26 protein-coding genes are annotated in these 26,431 nt (G+C 73.1%); 15 read left to right on the top strand and 11 right to left on the bottom strand.

Annotated features, from left to right (window positions below; genetic code table 11):
• Positions 1 to 9: 9 nt before the first annotated feature.
• Positions 10 to 1,557, bottom strand: coding sequence for a M28 family metallopeptidase (locus ACZ6KO_RS28140; RefSeq protein WP_469306833.1), 1,548 nt, complete (start codon positions 1,555 to 1,557; stop codon positions 10 to 12).
• Between the two features lie 329 nt (positions 1,558 to 1,886).
• The gene (locus ACZ6KO_RS28135) at positions 1,887 to 3,011 is read right to left on the bottom strand and encodes a DUF5937 family protein (RefSeq protein ID WP_469306832.1); all 1,125 of its coding nucleotides are present in this window, start codon (positions 3,009 to 3,011) and stop codon (positions 1,887 to 1,889) included.
• A 151-nt stretch (positions 3,012 to 3,162) separates the two neighbouring features.
• Here ACZ6KO_RS28135 and ACZ6KO_RS28130 point away from each other — a divergent pair, with 151 nt between their 5' ends.
• Positions 3,163 to 3,375 (top strand): hypothetical protein, encoded by a 213-nt coding sequence (locus ACZ6KO_RS28130; protein WP_469306831.1) that lies wholly within the window; start codon positions 3,163 to 3,165, stop codon positions 3,373 to 3,375.
• Between the two features lie 205 nt (positions 3,376 to 3,580).
• On the opposite strand, the gene ACZ6KO_RS28125 is transcribed toward ACZ6KO_RS28130, so the two are convergent.
• Positions 3,581 to 4,762: a threonine aldolase family protein gene (locus ACZ6KO_RS28125; RefSeq protein ID WP_469306830.1), complete on the bottom strand. Its 1,182-nt coding sequence runs from the start codon at positions 4,760 to 4,762 to the stop codon at positions 3,581 to 3,583.
• Between the two features lie 582 nt (positions 4,763 to 5,344).
• Between ACZ6KO_RS28125 and ACZ6KO_RS28120 the strand changes: the two genes are divergently transcribed.
• Genes ACZ6KO_RS28120 through ACZ6KO_RS28100 form a run of 5 tightly spaced genes read left to right on the top strand, consistent with a single transcriptional unit; the run spans position 5,345 to position 10,866 of the window.
• Positions 5,345 to 6,304 carry a Rossmann-like and DUF2520 domain-containing protein gene (locus ACZ6KO_RS28120; protein WP_469306829.1) on the top strand — a complete coding sequence of 320 codons (960 nt, stop codon included), beginning with the start codon at positions 5,345 to 5,347 and terminating at the stop codon, positions 6,302 to 6,304.
• A complete protein-coding gene (panC, locus tag ACZ6KO_RS28115; RefSeq protein WP_469306828.1) occupies positions 6,301 to 7,299 on the top strand; it encodes a pantoate--beta-alanine ligase in 999 nt (332 codons plus the stop codon). The genes ACZ6KO_RS28120 and panC overlap by 4 nt, the downstream gene beginning before the upstream one ends.
• Before the next feature lie 56 nt (positions 7,300 to 7,355).
• On the top strand, positions 7,356 to 9,080 hold the full coding sequence (locus ACZ6KO_RS28110) for an L-aspartate oxidase (RefSeq protein WP_469306927.1): 1,725 nt from the start codon (positions 7,356 to 7,358) through the stop codon (positions 9,078 to 9,080).
• Positions 9,081 to 9,082: 2 nt separating this feature from the next.
• A complete protein-coding gene (gene nadC / locus ACZ6KO_RS28105; RefSeq protein WP_469306827.1) occupies positions 9,083 to 10,057 on the top strand; it encodes a carboxylating nicotinate-nucleotide diphosphorylase in 975 nt (324 codons plus the stop codon).
• Positions 10,057 to 10,866 carry a type III pantothenate kinase gene (locus tag ACZ6KO_RS28100; protein ID WP_469306826.1) on the top strand — a complete coding sequence of 270 codons (810 nt, stop codon included), beginning with the start codon at positions 10,057 to 10,059 and terminating at the stop codon, positions 10,864 to 10,866. Before nadC ends, ACZ6KO_RS28100 begins: the two co-directional genes overlap by 1 nt.
• A 713-nt stretch (positions 10,867 to 11,579) precedes the next feature.
• Here the strand turns inward: ACZ6KO_RS28100 and ACZ6KO_RS28095 are convergent.
• On the bottom strand, positions 11,580 to 11,810 hold the full coding sequence (locus tag ACZ6KO_RS28095) for a DUF7848 domain-containing protein (protein WP_469306825.1): 231 nt from the start codon (positions 11,808 to 11,810) through the stop codon (positions 11,580 to 11,582).
• A complete protein-coding gene (locus ACZ6KO_RS28090) occupies positions 11,807 to 12,004 on the bottom strand; it encodes a hypothetical protein (protein ID WP_469306824.1) in 198 nt (65 codons plus the stop codon). The genes ACZ6KO_RS28095 and ACZ6KO_RS28090 overlap by 4 nt, the downstream gene beginning before the upstream one ends.
• 156 nt (positions 12,005 to 12,160) lie before the next feature.
• Between ACZ6KO_RS28090 and ACZ6KO_RS28085 the strand changes: the two genes are divergently transcribed.
• Positions 12,161 to 12,883: a GntR family transcriptional regulator gene (locus tag ACZ6KO_RS28085; protein WP_469306823.1), complete on the top strand. Its 723-nt coding sequence runs from the start codon at positions 12,161 to 12,163 to the stop codon at positions 12,881 to 12,883.
• A gap of 39 nt (positions 12,884 to 12,922) precedes the next feature.
• Here ACZ6KO_RS28085 and ACZ6KO_RS28080 read toward each other — a convergent pair whose 3' ends face one another.
• Positions 12,923 to 13,732: an isocitrate lyase/PEP mutase family protein gene (locus ACZ6KO_RS28080; protein WP_469306822.1), complete on the bottom strand. Its 810-nt coding sequence runs from the start codon at positions 13,730 to 13,732 to the stop codon at positions 12,923 to 12,925.
• On the bottom strand, positions 13,729 to 14,679 hold the full coding sequence (locus tag ACZ6KO_RS28075; RefSeq protein WP_469306821.1) for a cytochrome P450 family protein: 951 nt from the start codon (positions 14,677 to 14,679) through the stop codon (positions 13,729 to 13,731). Before ACZ6KO_RS28075 ends, ACZ6KO_RS28080 begins: the two co-directional genes overlap by 4 nt.
• Before the next feature lie 65 nt (positions 14,680 to 14,744).
• On the opposite strand from ACZ6KO_RS28075, the gene ACZ6KO_RS28070 reads away from it, so the two are divergent.
• Entirely contained in the window at positions 14,745 to 15,440 is a 696-nt protein-coding gene (locus ACZ6KO_RS28070) for an ArsR/SmtB family transcription factor (RefSeq protein ID WP_469306820.1), read from the top strand.
• A gap of 35 nt (positions 15,441 to 15,475) precedes the next feature.
• Here the strand turns inward: ACZ6KO_RS28070 and ACZ6KO_RS28065 are convergent, their stop codons facing one another.
• Together ACZ6KO_RS28065 and ACZ6KO_RS28060 are read right to left on the bottom strand one after the other, a co-directional pair.
• Positions 15,476 to 15,787 (bottom strand): hypothetical protein, encoded by a 312-nt coding sequence (locus ACZ6KO_RS28065; RefSeq protein WP_469306819.1) that lies wholly within the window; start codon positions 15,785 to 15,787, stop codon positions 15,476 to 15,478.
• Positions 15,784 to 16,047 (bottom strand): hypothetical protein, encoded by a 264-nt coding sequence (locus ACZ6KO_RS28060; protein ID WP_469306818.1) that lies wholly within the window; start codon positions 16,045 to 16,047, stop codon positions 15,784 to 15,786. Before ACZ6KO_RS28060 ends, ACZ6KO_RS28065 begins: the two co-directional genes overlap by 4 nt.
• A 110-nt stretch (positions 16,048 to 16,157) precedes the next feature.
• Between ACZ6KO_RS28060 and ACZ6KO_RS28055 the strand changes: the two genes are divergently transcribed.
• From ACZ6KO_RS28055 to ACZ6KO_RS28030, 6 genes are all read left to right on the top strand, one after another.
• Positions 16,158 to 16,910 (top strand): GntR family transcriptional regulator, encoded by a 753-nt coding sequence (locus ACZ6KO_RS28055; RefSeq protein WP_469306817.1) that lies wholly within the window; start codon positions 16,158 to 16,160, stop codon positions 16,908 to 16,910.
• Between the two features lie 129 nt (positions 16,911 to 17,039).
• The gene (locus ACZ6KO_RS28050; RefSeq protein ID WP_469306816.1) at positions 17,040 to 17,783 is read left to right on the top strand and encodes a hypothetical protein; all 744 of its coding nucleotides are present in this window, start codon (positions 17,040 to 17,042) and stop codon (positions 17,781 to 17,783) included.
• A gap of 14 nt (positions 17,784 to 17,797) precedes the next feature.
• Positions 17,798 to 17,965, top strand: coding sequence for a hypothetical protein (locus tag ACZ6KO_RS28045; RefSeq protein WP_469306815.1), 168 nt, complete (start codon positions 17,798 to 17,800; stop codon positions 17,963 to 17,965).
• 101 nt (positions 17,966 to 18,066) lie between these two features.
• Positions 18,067 to 18,492 carry a BlaI/MecI/CopY family transcriptional regulator gene (locus ACZ6KO_RS28040; RefSeq protein ID WP_469306814.1) on the top strand — a complete coding sequence of 142 codons (426 nt, stop codon included), beginning with the start codon at positions 18,067 to 18,069 and terminating at the stop codon, positions 18,490 to 18,492.
• A gap of 9 nt (positions 18,493 to 18,501) precedes the next feature.
• Positions 18,502 to 19,047, top strand: coding sequence for an amino-acid N-acetyltransferase (locus ACZ6KO_RS28035; RefSeq protein WP_469306813.1), 546 nt, complete (start codon positions 18,502 to 18,504; stop codon positions 19,045 to 19,047).
• 165 nt (positions 19,048 to 19,212) lie between these two features.
• On the top strand, positions 19,213 to 19,551 hold the full coding sequence (locus ACZ6KO_RS28030) for a histone-like nucleoid-structuring protein Lsr2 (RefSeq protein ID WP_401445688.1): 339 nt from the start codon (positions 19,213 to 19,215) through the stop codon (positions 19,549 to 19,551).
• Here ACZ6KO_RS28030 and ACZ6KO_RS28025 read toward each other — a convergent pair.
• On the bottom strand, positions 19,530 to 20,120 hold the full coding sequence (locus ACZ6KO_RS28025; RefSeq protein ID WP_469306812.1) for an SCO3374 family protein: 591 nt from the start codon (positions 20,118 to 20,120) through the stop codon (positions 19,530 to 19,532). The two genes, ACZ6KO_RS28030 and ACZ6KO_RS28025, sit on opposite strands and share 22 nt — an antisense overlap.
• Positions 20,121 to 20,551: 431 nt before the next feature.
• Here ACZ6KO_RS28025 and ACZ6KO_RS28020 point away from each other — a divergent pair, with 431 nt between their 5' ends.
• Positions 20,552 to 23,077, top strand: a complete 2,526-nt coding sequence (locus ACZ6KO_RS28020) for an ATP-dependent Clp protease ATP-binding subunit (RefSeq protein ID WP_469306811.1) — start codon at positions 20,552 to 20,554, stop codon at positions 23,075 to 23,077.
• Positions 23,078 to 23,170: 93 nt separating this feature from the next.
• Here the strand turns inward: ACZ6KO_RS28020 and ACZ6KO_RS28015 are convergent, their stop codons facing one another.
• Positions 23,171 to 26,329, bottom strand: a complete 3,159-nt coding sequence (locus ACZ6KO_RS28015; protein ID WP_469306810.1) for an NACHT domain-containing protein — start codon at positions 26,327 to 26,329, stop codon at positions 23,171 to 23,173.
• Positions 26,330 to 26,431: the final 102 nt, after the last annotated feature.

The raw sequence follows: 26,431 nt of genomic DNA, 5'->3' as shown, positions 1-26,431 counted from the left end.
GGCGGTACGTCACTGCGTCTCGTGGTCGTGGCCGTCGTGCAGACCGCCGCCGCTGCCGGAGCCGTCGGTCGGCTGCGAGGTCACCGGCTGCGACAGCGGGGCCAGGTCGTACGCGTAGTGGCCCACCGCGTTGGCGATGATGTCGACGTTGATGTCGAGCGCCTTGTGGTCGATGTTCGCGAGGGTGTCACCGGCGCCGTGGTAGTTCACGTCGTACGCGACACCCGCCTGGCCGCCGAACTTCGCCGCCTGGGCCTCGGTCTTGATGCCCTCGGCACCGGTGAAGGTGCCGCCCGACGGGATGCCGACCGCGATGAACGGCCCGTAGTCGGAGCGACCGCTGAAGTCCGTGCCCTCGTGCGGGATGTTCTTGGAGTCGAGGAAGTCGGTGATGCCCCGCTCCAGCTGGGCGGAGCCCTCCGGGCCGGGACCCGCGCCGACGCCGTCGGAGTTGTCGCCGTCGTAGACGAAGTACGCCGCGTTCGGCGAGGCGATCATGTCGAAGTTCAGGTAGAGCTTGATCTGCTTCTTCTGGTCGTCCGTCAGCGACGCGACGTACGCCTCGGAGCCGAGCAGGCCGAACTCCTCCGCCGACCACCAGGCGAACTTGACCTTGTTCTTGATCTTCTTCTGGTCGCCCGCGAGCCGCTGGGCGACCTGGAGGATGCCCGCCGAGCCGGAGCCGTTGTCGTTGATGCCCGGGCCGTCCGCCACCGAGTCCAGGTGCGCGCCGAGGAAGACGGTGTTGTTCGCGTCGCCGCCCTTGGTCTCCGCCACGACGTTGTACGTCTTGCGGTTCTCGCGCAGTTCCCGGATGTCGAGGGTGACCTCGACCGGTCCGGCGGCGGCCTCGGCGGCCAGCTTCTCGCCGTCCTCCTGCGTGATGCCGCCGGTCGGGATCTTGCCGGCGGCCGGGTCGCCGAGGGTGCCGTTGAGGGCGCCCGCGGTGTTGTTGTAGATGACCGCGCCGACCGCGCCGGCCGCCGCCGCGTTCTGCTGCTTGACGGCGAAGGTGCAGCCGCCGCGCTTGACCAGCGCGATCTTGCCCGTGAACGAGCCGGCCGCGAAGTCGCCCGGCTCACAGCCGTTGGTGCCGTCGGCGTCCACCGGGGCGGCGGCGACCTGCGCGGTCACGCCTCCCTCGGGGCTGCTGGCGGTGTACGTCATCAGCTTGACCGGGACGTCCCGGCCGCCCGCGCCGTTGACCGACAGCTTTTCGGCGAGCGTCTCGACGTAGACGAAATCGAATTCGTGCCGGCTGACGTTGTAGCCGGCCGCCCTCATGACCGCCTCGACGTACTGCGCCGACTGCACGTGGCCCTTCGAACCGGCCACACGGGTGCTGTTGTTGTAGTCCGCGATGGACTGGAAGGCCTTGAGGTGGTTGTACGCCCCCTTGCCCGTGGCGTCCTTGACGAGTTTCCTGGCCAGCGCGTCACCCTTCGCGGCGTCGCTCTGCGGGCTTCCGGTGGCACCGGCCGGTCCGGCGAGCAGCAGCGGTGAGACGAGGGCCGCGGCGGCCAGGGCGGCGACTGCGGCTATACGGCGAGAGGGCATGAAGGTCCTTTCACGACAGAGCAGACATGAGCAGGCGTGCGGACGTGCGGACGCGGTGTGCGCCGTGTGGCGGAACGGTGGACGCACGTTAAGCAGCAAGAGGCCACTCTCGCCAGAGTTTTCACTGATTCCGGTTTATGAATTCCGTATATCGGTAAGCGCGAAAGGGCGAGAACCGGACAACCGGGCAACCGGACCGCCGGACTGCCGGACTGCCGGACCACCGGATACGTGGGACGGCCGTGCGCGGGGGATCCGGCGTCAGGCGGGCAGCGCGGGCCGGGCGGGCAGGGAAAGGGGATCGGGCCGGGCGGGCAGGGCGCGCCGGGTCAGCGGAGTATGCCCTCTATGAAGTCCGAGCCGATCCGCGCGACCGCCGTCAGGTCCAACTGGTGCTGGACGTAACGCCCACGGCGTCGCGTGTGCAGCAGCCCGGCCTTGCGCATCACCGTCAGGTGCCGGGACACCTCGGGTGCGGTGATCCCGTGCACGGTGGCCAGTTCGCTGGTGGTGTACGGCGCCCGCGCGAGGCTGCGGCACAGCATCATCCGCAGGGGGTGGGCCAGCGCCTCCATCCGGCGCTGGAGCAGTTCCACCGAGCCCGGCTCCCTGGCCAGTTCGGGGAGCGCCAGCGGATAGTGCACCACCGGCCGCCAGCCGGGCGCGTGCAGCACCAGCAGGTGCGGCCAGCCGAAGTGCGTGGGTATGAAGACCAGCCCCTCGCCGACGGCCGGATCGGTGGCCGTGGCCGTCCCGTTGACCATTTTGTCGACGGTGATCCGGGTCCGGGCCTCGTCCACGGACAGGGCCGGTGAGATCTCCTTGAGCAGGGCCGGCAGGCCCTTGCGGCGCAGCACCTGCGTCTTGTGGCGGGCGTCGGCGCTCTGCTCCGGCTCGATGCGGCGCCAGGTCTCGGCGAAGAAGGCCTCGTCGCAGTCCTCGATCAGGGTCCGCAGCCAGCGCCGTACGGCGGTGGGGTCGTCCAGGAGCCGGACGGAGAACTCCAGTTGGCGCGGGCCGCGGGCGGCGGCCGTCTCCAGGGCCTTGGCGCGGGCCGCGGGGTCCTTGAGCGGGTGCGGGCCGCCGCCCTCGTTGTAGAGGGCGAGCCAGCAGTGCTCCAGCGCGGCCATCACGAACCGCTCGTCGTCGAGGCGGTCCAGTACGTCGAGTTCCGCGGTGAGGGTCGCGGCGGGCAGCCCGCTGCCGCCGGGCACGCCGGCGAACGGCATGAACACGTCCGCGAAGGAGGCGCGCCACATGAAGTCCGCGTCCAGCAGCCGGTCCGCGAGGCACGGATCGAGGGCGGCGGAGGTGGCGGAGGCCCAGGTGGTGAGCCCGGGGTGGTGGGCGGGCTGGGACAGTGCGTGCAGGGCCATGCAGAGCTCGGCGAGGGGCGAGGGCGCGATCGCGATCCGCTCCTCGCCCAGCCCGGCGATGTCGATGCTCACACTCATGGGGTCCATCTTCACCGCCGCGCTGTCCGCACGGCCGCCCGGGGTGCGCCGCGCGGGTGGGCGCACTGCGCTGAACAGGGGTTTCGCCCGTCGATTGACGGGGCCCGTCAATCGACGGGCGGGGTGGCGCGGACGGGTCCAGGGTGGAGACATGACCGCGATCGAGCAGTACCTCATCGACACGTACCGGTCCGCGCAGCACGAGGACCCGCCGCCGCCCCCGCCGGGGCGCGACGACGTCGCCGTGCTGCGGGCGGCCCGCTCGTACGGCCAGTTCCAGGCCGTCCTGGAGGGGCGCCCGGCCAACCACCCGTGGCGGGCGGCCCTGCGCCGGCTCCTCGTCCGCCACCGCACCTGCCACTGACCGGCGTCCGCCCGCCGTCCACGGGGCCCGGCCGGGGGGAGACGCCCGGGCCCCCGCGGCCCGGCGCCCGCCCGGAGGCCACGCGATCCCGGTCCCGGGGCGGTGGGGCACGGCCCGGGGACCCTGCCACCGGTCCCCGGGCCACACGATCCCGAGCCCGGTTACGCGCGGCCTGCGGCCTGCGGCTTTGCCGGCCGTCACGCCGTTACGCCGTCACGCGGGCCACGAAGTCGGCGGTTGCCGCGGCGACGTCCGCCGGTGTCCAGGACAGGCCTTCCGAGGTGATCGTCAGTTCCGTCACGGCCAGTCCCGGCGGGCCGTCCGGCGACCAGGTGCGGAACAGGCAGGTACCGGTCTCCTCGGCCTGCCGCACGGCTGCCGAGGTCAGCCGGTCCGGCTCGTACGGCAGCCAGACCTGGAACTGATGGGTCTGCGGGACCTCCGGGTTGATCCGGAACCACGGCACGGCCGAGGCCTCGAGCGCCTGGGCGAGGGCCGCCGCGACCACGCGGGCCTGCGCCACGTACGACGGCAGCCGCGGCAGTTCCCGGTCCAGCCCGGCCAGCGCCGACAGCACCTGCGGGAACTGGCGGAAGACCTGGCCGCCGTAGCGGTGCCGCCAGACGCGCGCCTCCTCCACCAGCGCCGCCGGACCGGCCAGCGCCGCGCCGCTCAGCCCGCCCAGCGACTTGTAGAAGGAGACGTAGACCGAGTCGGCCAGGCCCGCGATCTCCGGCAGCGGCCGGCCGAAGTGGACCGTGGTCTCCCACAGCCGCGCGCCGTCGAAATGGACCACCGCGTCCCGGTCCCGGGCCGCCTCGACCAGCTCCGTCAGCTCCTCCCAGGACGGCAGCAGGAAGCCGGCGTCGCGCAGCGGCAGCTCCAGCATCAGCGTCCCGAGGGGCTCCGCCAGGCCCCGGACCTCCTCGGCGGTCGGCTGGCGCGGCGCGGTCGTCGGGTGCACCGTGCGCAGCCCGGAGACCGCCGACAGCGCGCCGCCCTCCCACCGCTCCGGGTGGCTCATCGGGTGCAGCGCCACCACCGGGTTGCCGGTGCGGCCCGCCCAACAGCGCAGCGCGATCTGCTGGGCCATGGTCCCGGACGGGAAGTACGCCGCGTCCTGCGTACCCAGCAGCTCCGCCACGCGCTGCTCCAGCCGGGCCACGATGCCGTCGCCGTAGACGTCCGCCGGTCCGGCCGCCAGGTCCTCGGGCAGGCCGTCCGCGAGCCCCGCCAGCAGCTCCCCGACGCTCGCCTCCCGCACCCCGCGCGTCAGCCGCCGCCGGGCCGCCCGCCAGGCGGCGACCGCCCGCGCGTCCCGGTCCTCGTCCTCCCCGTCGGCCCGGTCCTCCCCGTCGGCCCCGTCGGCGTCTGCCGACCCGGACACCTCGACAGCGCCCACCGCCTCCACGGCCCCGGGAACCCCAGACACCCCCGAAGTCCCGTCCACCCCGGGCGCCCCAGACACCCCCGGTGTCTCGTCCGCCTTGGACGCCCCAGACACCCCCGGTGTCCCGGAGGTACCGGGCACCCGCACCGCCGCTTCCGCCCCGGGCACCCGCACCGCCTCCGGTGTCCCGGAGGCACTGGGTGCCCGCGCCGCCTCCGCCGCCTCGGCTGCCACCACCGCCCCGGCCACCACTGGCCGCCCCCCGGCCGCCGCTGGCGTCCCGGCCGCCTCCGCCACCACCGGCGCCCCGGCCGCCTCGGCTGCCACCGGCGTCCCGGCCGCCACTGGCCCTCTGGCCGCCGCTGGCATCCCCGCCGCCTTCGCCGCCCCCGGCGTCCCCGCCGCCTCCGCCATCCCCGTCACGTCCCGTGCGTCCCCCGGGTGCTGTCCCGGATTCCGGTCGTCCTTGTCGCTCATGGCACCGATCATGGCCCGCGCCACGCGGGCAGGGCCACGGGGCTAGCATGGCGACGTATCGTCCGGTACCCCCCGCGGACTGGAACGGAAGGCCCGCCCCGCGTGAACCCAACACAGCAGCCCCGCCCCGCCCGGCTGACCGTCGGCGTCGTCGGCGCAGGCCGCGTCGGCCCGGCACTCGCGCGTGCGCTCCAGCTCGCCGGGCACCGCCCCGTCGCCGTCTCCGGCGTCTCCGACGCCTCCGTACGGCGGGCCTCGGACATGCTGCCCGACGTCCCCCTCGTGCCGCCCGCCCAGGTGCTGGCGCTCGCCGACCTGGTCCTGCTGACCGTGCCCGACGACGCGCTGCCGGGCCTGGTCCAGGGGCTCGCCGAGACCGGCGCGGTCCGCCCCGGGCAGCTGATCGTGCACACCTCCGGCCGGTACGGGGCCGGGGTGCTCGACCCCGCCCGCCGGGCCGGCGCGCTGCCGCTCGCGCTGCACCCCGCCATGACCTTCACCGGCACGATGGTCGACGTGCAGCGGCTGGTCGGCTGCTCCTTCGGCGTCACCGCCCCCGACGAGCTCCGGCTGGCCGCCGAGGCGCTGGTCATCGAGATGGGCGGCGAGCCCGAGTGGATCGCCGAGGACGCGCGTCCGCTCTACCACGCGGCCCTCGCCCTCGGTGCGAACCACCTGGTCACCCTGGTCGCCCAGGCCATGGAACTGCTGCGCACCGCCGGGGTAGAGCACCCCGACCGGATGCTCGGCCCGCTGCTCGGCGCCGCCCTCGACAACGCCCTGCGCTCCGGCGACGCGGCCCTGACCGGCCCGGTCGCCCGCGGCGACGCCGGTACGGTCGCCGCGCACGTCGCCGAGCTGCGCCGGCACGCCCCCGGCACGGTCGCCGGCTACCTCGCGATGGCCCGCACCACCGCCGACCGGGCCCTCGCGCACGGGCTGCTCAAGCCGGAGCTGGCCGAGGACCTCCTCGGCGTGCTCGCCGACGACGGCGACACCACCCCCGGCGGCCCCGGCCCCGCCGCCACCGACGACGAAGGAACCCCGGGAGGGGAACGATGACGGACCTGCTGTCCACCGCCGAGGCGCTGCACAAGCTGCCGCGCAGCGGCGGCCCCCGCGCCGTCGTCATGACCATGGGCGCGCTGCACGAGGGCCACGCCACCCTCGTCCGTACCGCCCGCGAGCGGGCCGGCGCCGACGGCCAGGTCGTCGTCACCGTCTTCGTCAACCCCCTGCAGTTCGGGGCCAACGAGGACCTCGACCGCTACCCGCGCACCCTCGACGCCGACCTCGCGCTGGCCGAGGCCGCGGGCGCGGACGTGGTGTTCGCGCCGTCCGTCGAGGAGGTCTACCCGGGCGGCGAACCGCAGGTACGGGTCTCCGCGGGCCCCATGGGCACCCGGCTGGAGGGCGCCACCCGTCCCGGCCACTTCGACGGCATGCTCACCGTCGTCGCCAAGCTGCTCCACCTCACCCGGCCCGACGTGGCGTTCTTCGGGCAGAAGGACGCGCAGCAACTCGCCCTGATCCGGCGGATGGTGACCGACCTGAACTTCCCCGTGGAGGTGTCCGGCGTGGCCACCGTCCGGGAGGACGACGGGCTCGCGCTGTCCAGCCGCAACCGCTACCTCTCGGGCGGGGAGCGGCGTACCGCCCTGGCCCTGTCCCGCGCCCTGTTCGCCGGCCGCGACCGGCTCGCCGCGCAGTCCGCGCTCGCGGCCCGCGCCGAGGCCACCGCCGCGCCCGCGGACGACAGCCGGGCCGACGGGCTGGCCAAGCTCGGCGAGGCCCGCGCCTCCGCCGACGCGCACGCCGCCTCGGTCGCCGGCTCCGGCCTGCCCGACGCCGTACGGGCCGCCGCCCGGCACGTCCTGGAGGAGGCCGGGCGGGCGACCCCGCCGCTGGCCCTGGACTACCTGGCGCTGGTGGATCCCGCGGACTTCACCGACGTGGGCCCCGCCTTCGCGGGCGAGGCCGTGCTGGCCGTCGCCGCGAAGGTCGGCACGACCCGGCTGATCGACAACATCCCATTGGACTTCGGAGCACACTCGTGACCACCTCAGGCAGCGCCGGCACTCCCGGCGCCACCGGCGCCGGCACCGGAAGCGGCGTGGCCGGTACGGGCATACGGCTGCACGCCCCCGCCCCCGGCTGGGCCCTGGACGCCGACGTCGTGGTCGTCGGCTCCGGCGTCGCGGGCCTGACGGCCGCGCTGCGCTGCGCCGCGGCGGGCCGCCGTACCGTCGTGGTCACCAAGGCCCGGCTCGACGACGGCTCCACCCGCTGGGCGCAGGGCGGCATCGCCGCCGCGCTCGGTGAGGGCGACACCCCCGAACAGCACCTGGACGACACCCTGGTGGCGGGCGCGGGCCTGTGCGACGAGGCGGCCGTACGGCTGCTGGTGACCGAGGGCCCCGACGCCGTACGCCGCCTCATCGCGACCGGCGCGGTCTTCGACACCTCGGCCGAGACCGGCGAGATCGAGCTGACCCGCGAGGGCGGCCACCACCGCCGCCGGATCGCGCACGCGGGCGGCGACGCCACCGGCGCCGAGATCAGCCGGGCGCTGGTCGAGGCCGTCCACGCGGCCGGCATCGAGACCGTCGAGAACGCGCTCGTGCTGGACCTGCTCCAGGACGCCGAGGGCCGTACCGCCGGCGTCACCCTGCACGTGATGGGCGAGGGCCAGCACGACGGCGTCGGCGCGGTGCACGCGCCCGCCGTGGTCCTGGCGACCGGCGGCATGGGGCAGGTCTTCTCCGCGACCACCAACCCGTCGGTGTCCACGGGCGACGGCGTGGCCCTCGCGCTGCGCGCCGGCGCCGAGGTCTCCGACCTGGAGTTCGTCCAGTTCCACCCGACGGTGCTTTTCCTCGGGCCGGACGCCGAGGGCCAGCAGCCGCTGGTCTCGGAGGCCGTGCGCGGCGAGGGCGCCCACCTCGTCGACGGCGACGGCGTGCGCTTCATGCTCGGACAGCACGAGCTGGCCGAGCTGGCGCCGCGCGACATCGTCGCCAAGGGCATCATGCGCCGTATGCAGGAGCAGGACGCCCAGCACATGTACCTGGACGCCCGGCACTTCGGCGCCACGATGTGGGAGCAGCGCTTCCCGACCATCCTCGCCGCCTGCCGGGCCCACGGCATCGACCCGGTGACCGAGCCGATCCCGGTCGCGCCGGCCGCGCACTACGCGTCCGGCGGCGTCCGTACCGACCTGAACGGCCGGACCACAGTGCCCGGCCTCTATGCGTGCGGCGAGGTCGCCTGCACCGGCGTGCACGGCGCGAACCGGCTGGCCTCCAACTCCCTCCTGGAGGGCCTGGTCTTCGCCGAGCGGATCGCCGCCGACATCGCCGCGCGGCCGCCGGCCGGCAGCGGCCCGGGCATACCGGTGCCCGCCACCGGTCCGCTGCAGCCCGCCGAGGCGCGCTTCGAGGTCCAGCGGATCATGACGGACGGCGCGGGCGTGCTGCGGTCCGCCGGGTCCCTGCGGGCGGCCGCCGAGGCCCTGGAGGACCTGTACGCGGCCGCGCTGACCGATCTGGAGACGCACGGCAAGACAGCCGAACCGGGTGTGGACACCTGGGAGGCCACCAATCTGCTGTGCGTGGCCCGGGTCCTGGTCGCCGCCGCCCTGCGGCGCGAGGAGACCCGCGGCTGCCACTGGCGCGAGGACCACCCCGACCGCGACGACGCGGACTGGCGCCGTCACCTGGTCGTCCGGCTGTCGTCGACGCGCCGGCGCGCCCTGGTCGTCACCCCCACCGGCGGCGCGGACCTCCCGTCCGTCCGCCATCCGCTTCAGACCGTCGAATCCCCGAGCCAGGAGCAGTAACCGTGAGCACCCCCGAACTCCCCGAGCTTTCCCTGATCGAGCAGAACGAAGGCGGCTGCGGCGACGACTGCGGCTGCGGCGACGACGAGAGCGGCCTGGACCCGGCGCTGGCCCAGCTGCTGGCCGACGCCGGCCTGGACCCCATCGAGGTCGAGGACATCGCGCACATGGCGCTGTCCGAGGACCTCGACGGCGGCGTGGACGTCACCACCGTCGCCACGGTGCCGGAGGAGGCCGTCGCCACGGCCGACTTCACGGCGCGCGAGGAGGGCGTGGTGGCCGGCCTGCGGATCGCCGAGGCCGTCCTGTCCATCGTGTGCACCGAGGCGTTCGAGGTGGAGCGGCACGCGGAGGACGGCGACCGGGTGGCGGCGGGCGAGGTCCTGCTGTCCGTCACGGCCCGCACCCGTGACCTGCTGACGGCCGAGCGCAGCGCCCTGAACATCCTGTGCCGGCTCTCGGGCATCGCGACCGCCACCCGCCGCTGGGCCGACCTGCTGGAGGGCACGGGCGCCAAGGTCCGCGACACGCGCAAGACGACGCCGGGGCTGCGCGCGCTGGAGAAGTACGCGGTGCGCTGCGGCGGCGGCGTCAACCACCGCATGTCGCTGTCGGACGCGGCGCTGGTCAAGGACAACCACGTGGTGGCGGCGGGCGGTGTCGCGCAGGCCTTCAAGGCGGTACGGGAGGCCTTCCCCGACGTCCCGGTCGAGGTCGAGGCCGACACGATGCACCAGGTCCGCGAGGTCGTGGACGCGGGCGCCGACCTGATCCTGCTGGACAACTTCACGGTGCCGGAGACCGAGGAGGCCGTCACGATCGTCGCCGGCCGGGCGCAGCTGGAGTCCAGCGGCCGGCTGACCCTGGAGACGGCCCGCGCCTACGCGGAGACCGGCGTGGACTTCCTGGCGGTGGGCGCCCTGACCCACTCCTCGCCCATCCTGGACATCGGTCTCGACCTGCGCGAGGAGCGGTAATGCTCCTGACGATCGACGTCGGCAACAGCCAGACCGTCCTCGGCCTGTTCGACGGTGACGAGATCGTCGAACACTGGCGGGTCTCGACCGACCCGCGGCGCACGGCCGACGAACTGGCCGTGATGATGCAGGGCCTGATGGGCATGCACCCGATGCTCGGCAACGAACTGGGCGACGGCATCGACGGCATCGCGATCTGCTCGACGGTGCCGGCGGTCATGCACGAGCTGCGCGAGGTGACCCGCCGCTACTACGGCGACGTACCGGCGGTGCTGGTGGAGCCGGGCGTCAAGACGGGCGTGCCGATCCTCATGGACAACCCCAAGGAGGTCGGCACCGACCGCATCATCAACGCGTGTGCGGCCGTGGAGCTGTACGGCGGTCCGGCGATCGTCGTCGACTTCGGCACGGCGACCACGTTCGACGCGGTGTCGGTGCGCGGGGAGTACGTGGGCGGCGTGATCGCGCCGGGCATAGAGATCTCGATGGAGGCGCTCGGCGTCCGCGGGGCGCAGCTGCGCAAGATCGAGCTGGCCCGGCCGCGCAACGTGATCGGCAAGTCGACGGTCGAGGCCATGCAGGCGGGCGTCGTCTACGGCTTCGCGGGCCAGGTCGACGGGGTGGTCACGCGGATGGCGCGGGAACTGGTCGGCCCGAAGGGCGACCCGGCCGACGTCCACGTCATCGCCACGGGCGGGCTGGCCCCGATGGTCCTGGGCGAGTCCTCGGCGGTCGACGTCCACGAGCCGTGGCTGACGCTGATCGGCCTGCGCCTGGTGTACGAACGCAACGCACCGAACTTCAGCTGAGGGGGCGGGGCGGGGCTCCGGGCTGGCCGGGATCTCGGCCGGCGTGGCCTACGTTTGGCGCTCCCGGTCGGGGGCTTTAGGGGTGGGCCGGGGTACGGAGCGTGCTGGCCGCCTGCTTCAACCCCCGCCGGTCGGGCGTTGCCGGGCCCTGGGTTGCCCACCGCCCCCACGGGCGGGCGTGGGGCGGGGCGGGTCGGCCGTGGGCTTCGCAGGCCGCCCGGGATCCCGGCCGGCGTGACCTGCGTTCGGAGTTCCCGGCCGGGGGCTCAGGGGTGGCCGGGTGCTGCCCGGCAGTCCATTGTCCGAGCGGGCCGGTGGCCGGCGTCAAGGGCGCTCCCTCCGGTCGCGTCGCTGCGCGATTCCGCTGCGCTCCACCCCTGACTCCGACCCCCGTCCCGCCCAGCCAACGACCTGCCGGCCACCCCCCGGAGGGACGGCAGGGGGACGGGATCCGATGCCGGGTGGTGCGGACGCCCACCCTGGTCTGCGTCGGCCCTCGCCGCCCTCCGGGCGGAGCCCGGCGCTCGCCGGCCGGGGGCGGGAGCCCCACGGGGGAAGGGGCGCGTCAGATCGCTACACGCTTTCTCCTGCACGGCGGCTGCGGGGCGCCGTCACCAGGGGGTCTCCGGTGCCGTCGGGCGTCACCGGCATTCCTGCTGGTCAGCGAATTCCGGCCGCTGCGCGGCCCGGTCGCCGGCCGGCCTGTGGTGGTTCTACTCGGCTCGGGTGACCTTGGCGTGGTCGGTGAAGACGCGTCTGAAGAGGTCGTGACCGGTGCGTCCGGTGTGACGGAGTGCCCAGTCCTGTGCCGCTTCCTGCTCGGAATGGGGGCCGGATTCGGCTCCGCAGTGGGCAGTGACACAGAACGCCTCGTAGGTGATACCGCCTTCGGGCACATGGCGGATGGCATGGGCGATGTGCCGGTGGACGGCGCGGGGGCTCACTGGTGGCCTTCAGGGTGGCGTCGCATGTAGATGTTGCAGTCGCTGACGGTGGTCATGTCGCCGACCGCGCGGGCCCGGTCGCGCACGTCGGCCAGTTCGGCACAGCCCGCGCAGCCTTCGACGGGCATCGGCTCCGGGTCCAGGCGCAACGGCAGTTCGACCGGCTTCGTGGAGTACCTGGTCGGCTCCGTCATGGCACATCGCCACCTCTCGAACGTCACATGGCCGACCTCTTGACAGGCCGGTGCTCTAGTTCAGTATTCGAGTGGCCGAAGCACTCCCGCTACGGTTGGCAGTGCACTAGTGTGCTCCCACTGACAGCACGTCAACTCAACGGAGGGGCAAGCCCTATGCCCAGTCCCAAGACGTTCACGAAGATCGCGGATCATTTCCGGGAGCGCATCCTGTCGGGAGAGCTCGAACCCGGCGCCAAGCTGCCGACCAACCGCGAGATCGCCGGCCAGTGGCAGGCCGCGGCCGCCACGGTCTCCCGCGCCTTGCAGGCTCTCCAGGTGGAGAACTTCATCCGCACCACCCCCCGGGGTACCTACGTCGCCGATGATCCCCGCTGGACGCTGTCGGCGCGGGACCGGCTGGCCCGGGTCCAGCGGGTGAAGTCGTTTCTGGCCGAGGGCGAGACGAGCCGGGTGACGGCCGCCGAGCTCATCGTCCCGCCGCTGTACGTGGCGGAGATCTTCGACCTGGAGGCCGGGGATCAGGTGGTCCGGCGCGAGTGGCTGGCCGGCCGGGGCAAGACCCGGACCGTGTTCGCCGTGACGTGGTACCCGGCCCCGTTCGCCGCCCACGTACCGGACCTGCTGAACACCGCCCCCGGTCGCAATCACGGACTGTCCGCCCGGGTGCTGGAAGCCACCGGACGCACGATCACCCACGCCCGCGACGACATGCACGCCCGCCCCGCCGACGCCCGCGAGGCGAGCGCCCTCGGCCTGCCGGTCGGTTCCCCGATCCTGGCCGGCGCCCACCGCTGGTCGGACGCGGAGGGGGTCATCGAATACGGGGAGTGGTGCCTGCCGCCCCGGTTCACCATCGGCTACGAATACCAGCCCTGAGCGGGTCGCTCCGGCCGGGACTTGGCCGAGGGCGGGTCCTCAGCTCCTGGGTGAGGCCAGGGCCTGGACCGCGGCATAGCCCGGGACCGGGGGTGTCTGTGGGAACACGCCGTTCGCGCGCAGGCCGGCGGCGGTGTCCACGGCCGCACCGAGGGCGAGCCGGAACAGCAGTGAGCCGAGACTGACCCGGCGCACACCGAGTTCGGCCAGGCGGGCGAGTGACGGCCCGTCCGGTGTGGCGAGGACGTTGAGCGGCAACGCGGTCGCGTCCACCGCCGCTGCGATGGACGCCGGATCGGTCAGACCCGGCACGAAGACGCCGTCCGCGCCCGCGTCCTGGTAAGCCGCCAAGCGGGACGCGGTCTCCGCCTCGTGTCCCCCGCCCAGCCAGTGGGTGTCGGTGCGGGCATTGACGAAGAGCCCGGGCACGGCTGCCTTGACCGCGGTGATCTTCGCCGCGTGCAGGCGCGGCGGGGTGAGACCGCCGTCGGCGCGGCCGTCCTCCAGGTTGATGCCGACCGCGCCGGCCTCGGCGAGTTCCGCCGCGAGGCCGGCGACCTCGGCCGGGTCGTCGCTGAAGCCGCCCTCGAAGTCGACGGAGAGCAGGAAGGGCCCGCCGCCGAGAAGGCGCGCGAGCCGCATCGTCTCGGCTCGGGTCCGGCCGACCCCGTCCGGCAGCCCGGCCGCGGCGGCGACACCCAGGCTGGTGGTGCCGACGGCGGGGAAGCCGGCCACGGCCAGCGCGGCTGCGGAAGCGTGGTCCCAGGCGTTCGGCAGCAGTATCGGCGCGCCGGGGCGGTGGTGCAGTTCACGGAAGGCGATGGCGGCGGAAGCGCTGACCGTGCTCATGCCCGCTCCTCGGGGTCGGCAGCGGTGCCGAGAGGGCCGACGGCCCCGGCGACCGCGTCTGTGACCTGTGTGGCCGGGTCGTCCCGTTCCAGGATCCCGGCGGCGAGCGCCAGCGCCTGGGCCTGCCCCGGGCACCGGTGCGGCCCCGCGCCGAAGGCGAGGGGGGCCGGATCGTCGTGGGCGCCGATGTCCGGGTCGGACGGGGCGCCGCCGGCGGGGGTGCCCGGCTCTACGGCGGTGACGTCGATCAGCACCACCTCCCCGGCCCGGAAGTCCAGCGCGCCCACGCGGACGTCCGCCAGCGCTCGTCGGCGCAGCGCGGTCACGGGTGGGTCCTGCCGCAGTACCTCGGCGAGGAGGGCATCCGCGCCACCCGGTGGGAGTCCGTCCGGCGCGGCCCGGCGGGCGTGCTCGACCCATCGGGCGGTCGCGTCGCACGCCTGCACCAACAGCCCGATCCGCTGCGCGGCGGCCTCCAGGTCCGCCACGCCGTCCTCCTGGGCGGTCCGGGCGAGCAGTGACGCGACGGCTTCGTCGGCAGTCTTCTCCTGGGCGGGCGTCAGGTCGCTGCCGAAGTATCCGGCGGAGACGGTCATGACGGCGTCGGCCACTGCGTCCGGGCCCGGCAGACCCAGCTCCTCGGCCAGGATGCGCACGACAGTGTGCCGGTCGTCCGCGCCGACCGCCGAGCCGGCAGCCGCCCGGCGCAGTTCGCGCGGGTCCAGGCCCGCAAGCGCCACCACCGCGTGGCCGCGCCGACGGGCGTGCGTCTGCGCGTCGCCGGTGAAGCGGGCGACAGTGGCGCGCAGCCAGGCCAGGGAGCCTGCGGGCGCATCCGCCGCGTCGGCGCCGGGTTCGGGGACCAGCAGCGGCTGGTCGAGCACCGCACGGGCGTCCGCGTACGCAGTGACACGGGAGGAGAGGACGGACGGGTCGGAGATCGTCATGCGACCCACGCTAGGTGCGGGAGACTTCGGCGCCCGCCGAACTGTGGCCGGGGCATGATGGGCCCATGTCCGTGCAACCTCTGGCCCGGCTCGCCAGGCTGCTGGCCGACCCCACCCGTGCCGCGATCTGCCTCGCGCTGCTGGACGGCCGTGCCTGGACCGCGAGCGAACTGGCCCACCACGTGGGCATCGCGGCGTCGACCGCGAGCGAGCAGCTGTCCCGGCTCGTCGCCGGCGGACTGCTGGCCGAGGAGCGCCAGGGCCGTCACCGCTACCTGCGGCTGGCCGGGCCCGGTACCGCCGCGCTGGTCGAGGACATGGCAGCGTTCGCGGCGGAGTCGGGTCCCGCGCCCGCACCACGCAATCTGCGTGACAGCGTCCGCCGCAGCGCTGAGGCGCGCGCCCGGACGTGCTACGACCATCTCGCCGGCCGCCTCGGCGTCGCCCTCGCGGACGCCCTGCTGGCACGCGGCGTCGTCACGGAGGACACAGGTCTGGCCGTGACCGAACCGGGCCGGGCCTGGCTGGTCGGCATCGGCATCGACGTGGACACGATGCGCCGCGGCTCCCGCCCGCTGGTCCGCAGTTGCCTCGACTGGACCGAACGCCGGCCCCACCTCGCCGGCGTCCTCGGCACGGCGCTCCGCGCGCACGCGATGGACACCGGCTGGCTCGAACCCATCGGCACCGGCCGCGCCCTCCGGGTGACCCCGCCCGGCGCCGACGCCCTTCACGACCTGTTCGGCATCACCCTCGACTGAAGGCGCCGGGGCGCCCCCGGGGGGCGTCCCCGGGGTCATACCGGGGGGCGGCCCGGGGTCGGGGTGGGTGGGGGGTTCGGGAGCGGCGGGCCCGGGCTGGGCGGGGGTTCGGGGTAGCCGGGGTTGCGGTGCTTCTCCATGGTCACCATCGACCAGGTCAGCCGGTAGACGCCCAGGGGCGGGAAGAGGTCGACCCGTACCGGGTAGCCCTGTTCGGCGCAGGACGCGCAGAGCAGGTCGCGGGCCGGGCCGGCGCCGGGGGTGCGGACCGCCTGCACCGGCTCCTTCCAGCACGCCTCGCACGTCACGACGTCCGTCGGGCTCGTCGCGAACTCGGCTGTGATCACTCGTTCACCTCGCTTCGATCGATCTCGACCCACACGGTGTCGCCGCCGCCGTGGGTCCGCTGATGGCCGTACCGAGCGCCTTGCGCGAGCGCGCTGAGGATCGCCGCCTGGGGTTCGGGGCCGAGGTCCTCGGGGACGTCCGCCTCGATCCGGATGTGGTCGGAGGTCGTGTGGAGCCGCGGTTCGCCGCCCGTCGCGGCGGCCAGCTGCGCGGCCACGGCCGCGGCATGAGTCTCGGCGTGGGTCTCGGCGGAAGACACCAATCCTCCTCAGGGTGAGCGCAACGTCGCTCATGGTAATGCTGAAGATTCAGCTTCAACCTGATGGGTTAGCTTGTCAATCTCCGACGGACAGGCACAGGACGGCCCAAATGCCCCGTGAGAACGCGTACTTGCAGGTGGCCGACGCACTCCGCGCCCGTATCGAGGCCGGAGAATGGCCGATCGGCGCGAAACTGCCGTCGCGCGCCCGCTTCGCCGAGGAGTACGCCGTCGGGCAGAACGTCGCGCAGCGCGCCATGGAGCGCCTGATCATCGAGGGCTTCCTGGAGGGCCGGGCCGGTTCCGGTACCTACGTGCGCCGCCCCCGCAAACGGCTGCGCCTGGTGCGCTCGCGGCAGCGGGCGGCGCGCGCCGGCAGCCCCTTCCACGCCGAGATGAAGGACCAGGGCCAGTCGGCCAGCTGGGACTCGCGCTCGCAGGCCCGCGTTCCCGCGCCGGAGGACATCGCCGCGCGGCTCGCGATCGAGCCCGGCGACCCGTGCGTGCTGACCCAGTACGAGTTCCTGGCCGACGGGCAGCCGGTGCAGCTGTCCACGTCCTGGGAGCCGATGGCCGTCACCGGCGGAACTTCGGCCGAACTCCCGGAAATGGGCCGGCTCAAAGGCGTCGGTGTGGTGGAACGGATGCGGTCGATCGGGATCGACGTCGCGAGCGCGCTGGAAATCCCCCGCCCCGCCCGTGCCACGCAGGCGCAGGCCAACCTGCTCGGCATCAGCATCGGCGATCTGATCACCGAGATCGAGCGCACGTATTACGACCGCGAGGGCCGTCCGGTGGAGACCGCCGACATCGTGGTGGCCGACATCCGCTCCGAGATCGCCTACGAATTCCGCGTCGACTAGGGCCGGTCCTGCCGGTCCTGCCGGTCTTGCCGGTCCTGCCCGTCCCGTCCCTGCCGCCCTCGCCGCGCGCGCCGCGCCGGGAGGGGTGAGGTCGGGGGATTTTGTCCGATTAGCGCGTATCTTCTGGCCATGCCCACGCCCTACGGATCCCGCGGCGGTATGGCCTTCAGCGCGGCGGAGCTGCACGTGCTCCGGCGGTCGCTCGCCCACGCCCTCCAGTCCTCCACGGCCCCCCTGCCCGCCACCGAGGTCCAGGACTGCCTGCGCCTGGCGCAGGCGGTGGACGAAGCGGTGCGCGAGGCGGGCAGGCTCAGAGCGTTCCTGGTGGAGGACCTGGGGCGGTACAGAGCGGCGCTGCCGGGCAGCGTCGTGGGGTACCTGGAGCTGCTGCGGGAGGCCCTGGCGGGTGGGTACGAGCCCGTCGCCGACGATCTGGCCGCCCTGCGGGCGCTGCGCGGGAACCCCGGCGCCGCGGCCCTGCTGGCGTCCGCCGAGCAGGCGGCCGAGCAGGCCGCCCAGGAGGCCGCCGGGCGCGGCGTACGGCAGTGGCCCGGCGCGGGCGGTGCGCCGCGGGCCCGGCTGCTGGCCCTCGCCGGGGGCAAGGCGGTGACCGCGCACCGGAGCGCCGGCACCGGCGGCCGGGGCGGGGACCCGGCCGCCGGGGACCGGTCCGCCGGTCAGGGCGGCGGCCGCGGGGGCGGTCGCGGCGGGCGGGACCGCGGTGACCAGGGCAAGGACAAGGGGGAGGAGCCCAGGCCCGCCCCGGCCGAGCCGAAGCCCGCGCCCGAGCGCCCGATCCCGACGCCCGGCGAGGTGTTCCCGCCGCGCCGCAAGCCCACTCCGCCCCCGGCGGCCCGGCGCGCGGCCGGGTAGCTACGCTGGACGCCATGGACTACGTATCCGCGCTCGTGCCCCCCTTCGTGATGGCCGTGTTCTTCATCGCCCTCGTCGTGACGATCGTGAAGAGCCAGGGCGGTGCCAACAAGGCCAAGGAGGACGCGGTCGTCGACGCCGCGCTCTCCCGGGCCGAGAGCGGCCAGCCCGTCAGGGATTGACGTGACCGGACGGCCGGCCCACTGGGCCGGCCGTCCGATTTTGTTGTGCGCGCCGACCGAATGGCCAGGAAATTCGGGACATCCCGCACTATCGTGCTGTTGTGCCTCGCCCCCTGGGAGAACTCGAAGACGCGGTCATGACGCGGGTGTGGCAGTGGAACCGCCCGGTCACTGTCCGGGAAGTGCTGGAAGACCTCCAGCAGGAACGGTCCATCGCGTACACCACGGTCATGACCGTGATGGACAATCTCCATCAGAAGGGCTGGGTCCGCCGGGAGGCGGAGGGACGTGCCTATCGCTATACGGCCGTCTCCACCCGTGCCGCCTACTCGGCCGCACTGATGAACGAGGCCTGGTCCACCAGCGACAACCCGGCGGCCGCACTCGTCGCCTTCTTCGGGATGATGTCGCCGGAACAGCGCGAGGCGCTGCGCGACGCCGTCCGGATCGTCCAGCCCGAGGCCCCTGACCAGGCGCGCGACGTGGAAGAGGACGCCGACGAGCCGCCCGCCGACGCGGGGCGATAGCGTCCGGGCATGGCAGCCGATTCACCTTCCTCCGCGCCCGGTGCGAATGCAAAAGCCGTGACGATCCGCCGGGCCCGCACCGGGGATGTTCCCGCACTGCGCAGGCTCCTCGACCAGTACGTGCAGCAGCGGATCCTCCTCGACAAAGCACCGGTGACCCTTTACGAGGACATCCAGGAGTTCTGGGTCGCGGAACGCGACGCGGACGGCCGGGTAGTGGGCTGCGGGGCACTTCACGTGATGTGGGAAGACCTTGCCGAGGTACGCACGCTCGCCGTCGACCGCGACTTGAAGGGCGCGGGCGTGGGGCATCAGGTGCTGGACAAGTTGCTCGCCACCGCCCGCTCCCTGGGTGTGCGCCGGGTATTCTGCCTGACCTTCGAAGTGGACTTCTTCGCGAAGCACGGCTTCGTCGAGATCGGTGAGACCCCGGTGGAGACCGATGTCTACACCGAGCTCCTGCGTTCCTATGACGAGGGCGTCGCCGAGTTCCTCGGTCTCGAACGAGTGAAGCCGAACACCTTGGGCAACAGCCGGATGCTTCTGCACCTCTGAACGATCAGCACGGCTTTTCCGGCCCCCCGCCCCCCTGTGGCCTATGTCCGAATCGCGTATGTTTCCCGTCCTGTTGCGGTCCTGAACCTCTCCCCGGGGGTTTGTGTTTTTCAGGCAAAAGCGGTTTCCTTTCCGCGTACTGCATTTTCGATGAAAGGAAATCCGGTGGCACAGAAGGTTCAGGTCCTTCTTGTCGACGACCTCGACGGTGGCGAGGCGGACGAGACCGTGACGTTCGCGCTGGATGGCAAGACCTACGAGATCGACCTCACCACCGCCAACGCGGAAAAGCTCCGCGGCCTGCTCGAGCCGTACACCAAGGGCGGCCGCCGCACCGGTGGCCGGGCTGCCGCCGGGCGCGCCAAGGGCCGGGCCGCCGTGAGCTCCGGCAACCCGGACACCGCCGAGATCCGCGCGTGGGCCAAGGCCCAGGGTCTGAGCGTCAACGACCGCGGTCGCGTGCCGCAGGAGATCCGCGAGGCCTACGAGAACGCCAAGGTCTGACCGGGACCGCAGGCGCGGGCGGCGTACACCGGCGCCGCACGCGTCAGGCGGGCCCGGTGGCACTGGGTCGCCGCCGCTCCGACCAGCCGGACCAGGTCGGGCCCCCGCGCGGGCCCGGCGCCCCGGCCGCCGACGGCGGCGGACAGAGCGGGCAGGGACGCCTCGCACCCCGGCTCGGGGGGCCGCAGCCACACGGCGGCCTCCTGGGAACTGCCGCACCAGCCCGGGGGCGCGGGAGCGGTGATCCGGCCCCCCGCACCCAGGGCGGTCAGGTCCAGGGCGACCCCGCCCCATTCCAGCCAGTCGAGCAGCCCCGGCAGCTCGTCGGCGGACCCCGCGGCCACCAGGAACCGCATCCGGCGCCCCATCCGGGCCACCGGACCGGTGGCGACCGCAGAGCACAGCAGCGCCGCCCCGGCGTCGGCGGGCACCTCCAGGACGTCGAAGTGCGTCCCGGTGACCAGCTGGACCGGCGGACCGCCGGCCACGGGCCAGCCCATGACCTGCGTGTACCAGGGGGCGTACGCGCTCTCGGGTGCGACGCGGGGGAGCGGCACGGTGTGAGCCATGCCCGGAGCAACGGCGTCCGGCACGCAGTGGTTACGCACCGTTCCGGCGTAAATGCGGAACGTGAAGATCTGGGACGCAAGCTTGTTCGCCCTTAGCGGAGCAACACCGTGCTGAGGGCATGGACGGTCCGCCCTTACGGGTAAGACATTCCTAGGGGCCCCAGGGCCGACACGCTGTTTTGACGGGTGCCGTTCGCCATCGGCGTACACGTGTGACGGGTATCTGCCTGGCCTGCGGGAACATCGTCTCCCACTATCGGGTTGGAGCAGTTGTCGGCTGTTCAGGCCGGTTTTTCCTCACCGACGTGGGGGTGAGCCGCGGTGGATGTCGGCAGTTGGAATGAGCTGTCCCGCCCTGCGGGACTAGCATGCGGAAGGACAGGGAGGGGACCGCCCCCTTACTGCCCGACCGCTCTGAGGAGCGATTAACGATGTTCGAGAGGTTCACCGACCGCGCGCGGCGGGTTGTCGTCCTGGCTCAGGAAGAAGCCCGGATGCTCAACCACAACTACATCGGCACCGAGCACATCCTTCTGGGCCTGATCCACGAGGGTGAGGGTGTCGCCGCTAAGGCCCTGGAGAGCCTCGGGATTTCGCTCGAGGCGGTTCGCCAGCAGGTTGAGGAGATCATCGGTCAGGGCCAGCAGGCTCCGTCCGGTCACATTCCCTTCACCCCGCGTGCCAAGAAGGTCCTGGAGCTCTCGCTCCGTGAGGCCCTCCAGCTCGGCCACAACTACATCGGCACCGAGCACATCCTGCTCGGCCTCATCCGCGAGGGCGAGGGCGTCGCGGCCCAGGTCCTCGTGAAGCTGGGCGCCGATCTCAACCGGGTCCGGCAGCAGGTCATCCAGCTGCTCTCCGGTTACTCCGGAGGCGGCAAGGAGGCGGCCACGGCCGGCGGCCCGGCCGAGGGCTCGCCCTCGACCTCGCTCGTCCTGGACCAGTTCGGCCGCAACCTCACCCAGGCGGCCCGCGAGTCCAAGCTCGACCCGGTCATCGGGCGCGAGAAGGAGATCGAGCGGGTCATGCAGGTGCTGTCCCGCCGCACCAAGAACAACCCGGTGCTCATCGGCGAGCCCGGCGTCGGCAAGACCGCCGTCGTCGAGGGCCTGGCGCAGGCGATCGTCAAGGGCGAGGTGCCCGAGACCCTCAAGGACAAGCACCTCTACACCCTCGACCTCGGCGCCCTGGTCGCCGGCTCCCGCTACCGCGGTGACTTCGAGGAGCGCCTGAAGAAGGTCCTCAAGGAGATCCGCACCCGCGGCGACATCATCCTGTTCATCGACGAGCTCCACACCCTGGTGGGTGCGGGTGCCGCCGAGGGCGCGATCGACGCCGCCAGCATCCTCAAGCCCATGCTGGCCCGCGGTGAGCTCCAGACCATCGGTGCGACCACGCTGGACGAGTACCGCAAGCACCTGGAGAAGGACGCGGCCCTCGAGCGCCGCTTCCAGCCCATCCAGGTCGCGGAGCCGTCGCTGCCGCACACCATCGAGATCCTCAAGGGTCTGCGCGACCGGTACGAGGCCCACCACCGTGTGTCCATCACGGACGAGGCCCTCGTCCAGGCGGCCACCCTGGCCGACCGGTACATCTCGGACCGCTTCCTCCCGGACAAGGCGATCGACCTGATCGACGAGGCCGGCTCCCGGATGCGCATCCGCCGGATGACCGCGCCGCCGGACCTGCGCGAGTTCGACGAGAAGATCGCGGGCGTGCGCCGCGACAAGGAGTCGGCGATCGACTCCCAGGACTTCGAGAAGGCGGCTTCCCTCCGGGACAAGGAGAAGCAGCTGCTGACGGCGAAGGCCAAGCGCGAGAAGGAGTGGAAGGCCGGCGACATGGACGTCGTCGCCGAGGTCGACGGAGACCTGATCGCCGAGGTCCTCGCGACCGCGACCGGCATTCCCGTCTTCAAGCTGACCGAGGAGGAGTCCTCGCGGCTGCTGCGCATGGAGGACGAGCTCCACAAGCGCGTCATCGGTCAGAAGGACGCCATCAAGGCCCTTTCGCAGGCGATCCGCCGTACGCGGGCCGGCCTGAAGGACCCGAAGCGTCCCGGTGGCTCGTTCATCTTCGCCGGCCCGTCCGGTGTCGGTAAGACCGAGCTGTCCAAGACGCTCGCCGAATTCCTCTTCGGCGACGAGGACGCGCTGATCTCCCTCGACATGTCGGAGTTCAGTGAGAAGCACACGGTTTCCCGCCTCTTCGGTTCGCCCCCCGGCTACGTGGGCTACGAAGAGGGCGGCCAGCTCACCGAGAAGGTGCGCCGCAAGCCGTTCTCCGTCGTCCTCTTCGACGAGGTCGAGAAGGCCCACCCGGATATCTTCAATTCCCTTCTCCAGATCCTGGAGGACGGTCGCCTGACCGACTCCCAGGGCCGGGTCGTGGACTTCAAGAACACGGTCATCATCATGACGACCAACCTGGGTACGCGGGACATCTCGAAGGGCTTCAACCTGGGCTTCGCCGCCCAGGGCGACGTCAAGACCGGGTACGACCGGATGAAGGCCAAGGTCAACGAGGAGCTGAAGCAGCACTTCCGCCCCGAGTTCCTCAACCGTGTCGACGACACGGTGGTCTTCCACCAGCTGTCGCAGGAAGACATCATCCAGATCGTCGACCTGATGATCGCCAAGGTGGACGAGCGCCTGAAGGACCGCGACATGGGCATCGAGCTCAGCGGCGAGGCCAAGCTCCTGCTGGCCAAGCGCGGCTACGACCCGATCCTGGGCGCCCGCCCGCTGCGTCGCACGATCCAGCGCGAGATCGAGGACATCCTCTCCGAGAAGATCCTCTTCGGTGAGCTGCGCCCCGGTCACATCGTGGTCGTCGGCACGGAGGGTGAGGGCGAGACCGCCAAGTTCACCTTCCGCGGCGAGGAGAAGTCGGCGCTGCCGGACGTTCCCCCGATCGAGGCGACGGGCTCCGGCCCGGACCTGAGCAAGGGCGCGTAACCGCGCCGGGCAGCATCCAAGGGGCGGCCCCGGGACCACGAGTCCCGGGGCCGCCCCTTTTTCCGGCCGCTTTTCCGGCTCGGCCCGGGGCGCCTACTCCTCCACGTGGACGTCGGGCGGCAGCAGCCTGGCGTACGCGGGGGAGCGTGCCACCAGGTTGAGCTGGAGCCTGCGCAGGGCGGGGAAGAGCTGCGGGATCCGCTTGATCACCGCCTTGGGCGGCTCCTTCGACGAAGCGAACCGCAGGGTCGTCACGCCGCTGAGCTCCAGGCCGCGGGGCGCCGTGGCCAGGTCGGGGCCGGCCACCATCAGGTCCCCGAGCTGAGGCAGGTCACCGATCTCGTTCCACTCGATGGCCGACCTGGGGCCGGTGGTGTCGTCCAGGTGCAGGGTGCGCAGCTCCTGCTGCTGGACGAGTCCGCCGAGGACGCCCCGCTGAGGGCCTTCGCCCAGGCCGAGCTGGTGGAGCTGGACCGAGGGGGCCAGGCGGTACGGGGACCAGCCCCGCAGGGGCGGGCCCGACAGGACCAGCAGACGCAGGCTGCGCCAGGTGCTCACGACGTGCAGGCTGTCCGTGTACAGGCTGTCCGTGTCCTCGCCGAGCCTGAGCCGGGCCGAGGTGATGCCCGCGTGCTCCAGGCCCCGTAGATCGCGCAGCCGCCGGCAGGTGCGGAAGGAGACGTGGGTGAGTTCCTCGTGCCCGCGCAGGAATCCGACGTCGGTGATGTCCCAGTTGTCGGACACGGTCAGCGAGCGCAGCGGGACCTGGTCCGCATAGCGGGCGATCGCCGCCTGGGAGACGTACCCGCGGACGGTCAGGGAGGCCTGCGGAGCCACCTCGGCCAGGACCTCCAGCTGCGCGTCGGAGGTCACGGTGAACGTGACCCCGTCCGGGTCGATACGGGCGAGCACCTCCTCCGCGTAGCGCCGGGCGTCGAAGTGCTCCCACGCGGCCGCGAGCGCGGCCCGGGCGGCCGGCGACGACTCCTGGCAGAACTGGGTCAGGTAGCCCATGGCCCGGTCGGTGCCGAGCTTCGCCGCGGCCTGGATGACGTACGGCAGGTGCTCCGGTGCCACGTCGTCGGGTCCGGGGAGCAGGGCCAGCACCAGCGGCCCCGCCGACGCGAGCGAGCGGGCCGCGTCCTTCGACTGGGGCGGGATCAGCTGCTGCACGGCCTTCTCGACCTCGGCCATGACGCCCGGGGCGATCTCGGTGGCGTCCTCCAGGCTGGCGAAGGCCAGCAGGGCGGCGCGGGGCGTCCTGCGGGCGAGCAGCTCCTTGAGGAGTTCCCCCAGCTCGCGGGGCCGGGCCTGCGCCACGGCCATGCGGATGACGTCCTCCCACAGGTCGTCCTCGGCGTGCTGGGCGAGCTCGCGCCAGCTGCTCTCGTCCACGAGGGCCCGGGCGCCGAGGAAGTCCTGGAAGGTGCGGTGGATGAAGTGGACCGCGCCGGGCGCCGGCTCGCGCAGCAGGCCGGTGCGCTCCAGGAAGCGGGTGAACACCGCCCGGGCGTCGCCGAGGGCCTGGAGGGAGGGCAGGGAGGGCAGGGCCTTGTCGATGACCGACTCGGCCAGGCTCCGGTCCATCTCGGAGGCCTTGTTGCGGATCAGCCAGACCGCGAGCCGCTGGAGGGCCTGGATCTGGGGTTCGTCGCGCAGCTGCGGGCCCGCCACCTTCCGCTCCCGGTCGCGGCGGGAGAGCAGCATGGACAGGGCCGCGGTGTAGAGGTCCTTGCGGCTCAGGGGCAGGAAGCCGTGCCGGTCCCGGTGCAGGGCGCAGATCAGGCCGCACAGCAGCGGGTTGGTGGCGAGCCGCCCCACGTCCTCCTTGCTCCGCAGCGCCTTCAGCAGCTGCTTCTCGTACGCGGGCAGCTCCTCGTCCTCGGGGGCGCCGGTGCGGGCCGCCGTGTGCCAGCGCCGGACGAAGGCGGCCACGTCGGAGGGGGTCATCTCGGAGAGGGTGAGCGCGGCGAAGCGCTGTGCGTCCAGCCATTCGGCGGGTACGGCGGAGGGGCGCGAGGTGATCAGCCAGCGGTTGTCGGGGTACTCGCCGATCAGGCCGGCGAGCCAGGCGTGGGCGTGCTCCCGGACCTCCTCGGAGACCTCGTCGATCCCGTCGATCAGGACCAGGCCGCGGCCGGCCCGCAGAACCCGGTCGGCCCAGCCCACGGGCTGGTCCTTGGCCACCGGCGCGCCGACGGCGTACAGGAAGTCGGCGGGCTCGGGCAGTCCGCCGGGGCGCCGGGCGAGCGTGCGCAGGGGCAGGACGAAGGGGACCAGGCCGCTGACGTAGGCCATCCGCTCCTCGGGGTCGGGGCGGGTGGCCGAGACGGCCAGCCACTGGATCAGCGTGGTCTTGCCGGAACCCGCCTCGCCGCGCAGCAGGACGCGGCCGTGGCGGGCGAGGACCTGGTCGGCGGGGCCGGGCTCGACGGCCTCGGCGTAGGGGGTCAGCCTCAGGTTCAGCTCGTACTCGCCCGTGGCCGGGTTGAGCACCCAGGCGTCCGCCGGGTCGGTGACCCGGGTCGCCGAGGTGTCGGCGGCCTCCAGGGTCATGTAGGCCGCGTCCAGCGGCCATTTCGCCGGGGACCGGGTCAGGTCGATGCCGAAGATCGTCAGGACGCTGTACCGGGACACGATGTGGCCGCGGTAGCGCCGCTCGAAGGCGGCGTCGGAGGCGTCGGGGCGGGGGAGGCGGGCGGCCGCCGCGTCCACGGCCGCCACCTGCTCGGCCAGCAGAAGGCTTGGGAGGGGTGCGGTGGCCCGCACGAAGGCCGAGCGCCGGCTCAGTGAGGACAGCACGTGCAAGCAGACGGTGGCGAGCAGGCGGTCGTGGAAGGACCCGGTGTCGGGGGTGAGGGAGGGCAGGTAAGGGTGCGTGTCGTGCACGGCGTGCACAGCGCGGGCGAGGGCCTCGTGGCCGTTCTGCACGGCCCGGATGTCGGGCACCTCCAGGCCGCCGAGCGCGTACAGGCTCAGGGTCAGGGCGCTGGCGACGCGTGCCCGGCCGCCGACGGGCAGCGGCCGCTCGCCCGCGACCGCCAGGGCCGCCTCGACCAGGGCCTCGGCGACCTCCTGCAGCTCGGCGCCGGCGGGCCTGCGTCCGTCCTCCAGGGCCATGTACGCGGAGAGGCGGACGGGCGGCCCGTTGGTGGTCCCGTCGTCGACACGGCCGCGCCGTAACAGCTTCTCGATGATCGGGCCGATGACTCCGGACGGGATGAGGATGCCGTAGGGCGCAGCTGGGTCCACGGTCCGAGAGCGTATCGACGGCGGGGGCGCCGTGATCCGGAAACGGGTGAGCAGGGGCCGGTCCCGGTGACAAGCACCACGGGGCAAATCGGACCTACGAGA

This window comes from Streptomyces sp. NPDC042102 (genome assembly GCF_055582305.1).
Note: the sequence above shows the minus strand (reverse complement) of the source record. Positions and strands in the feature narration are given on the sequence as shown.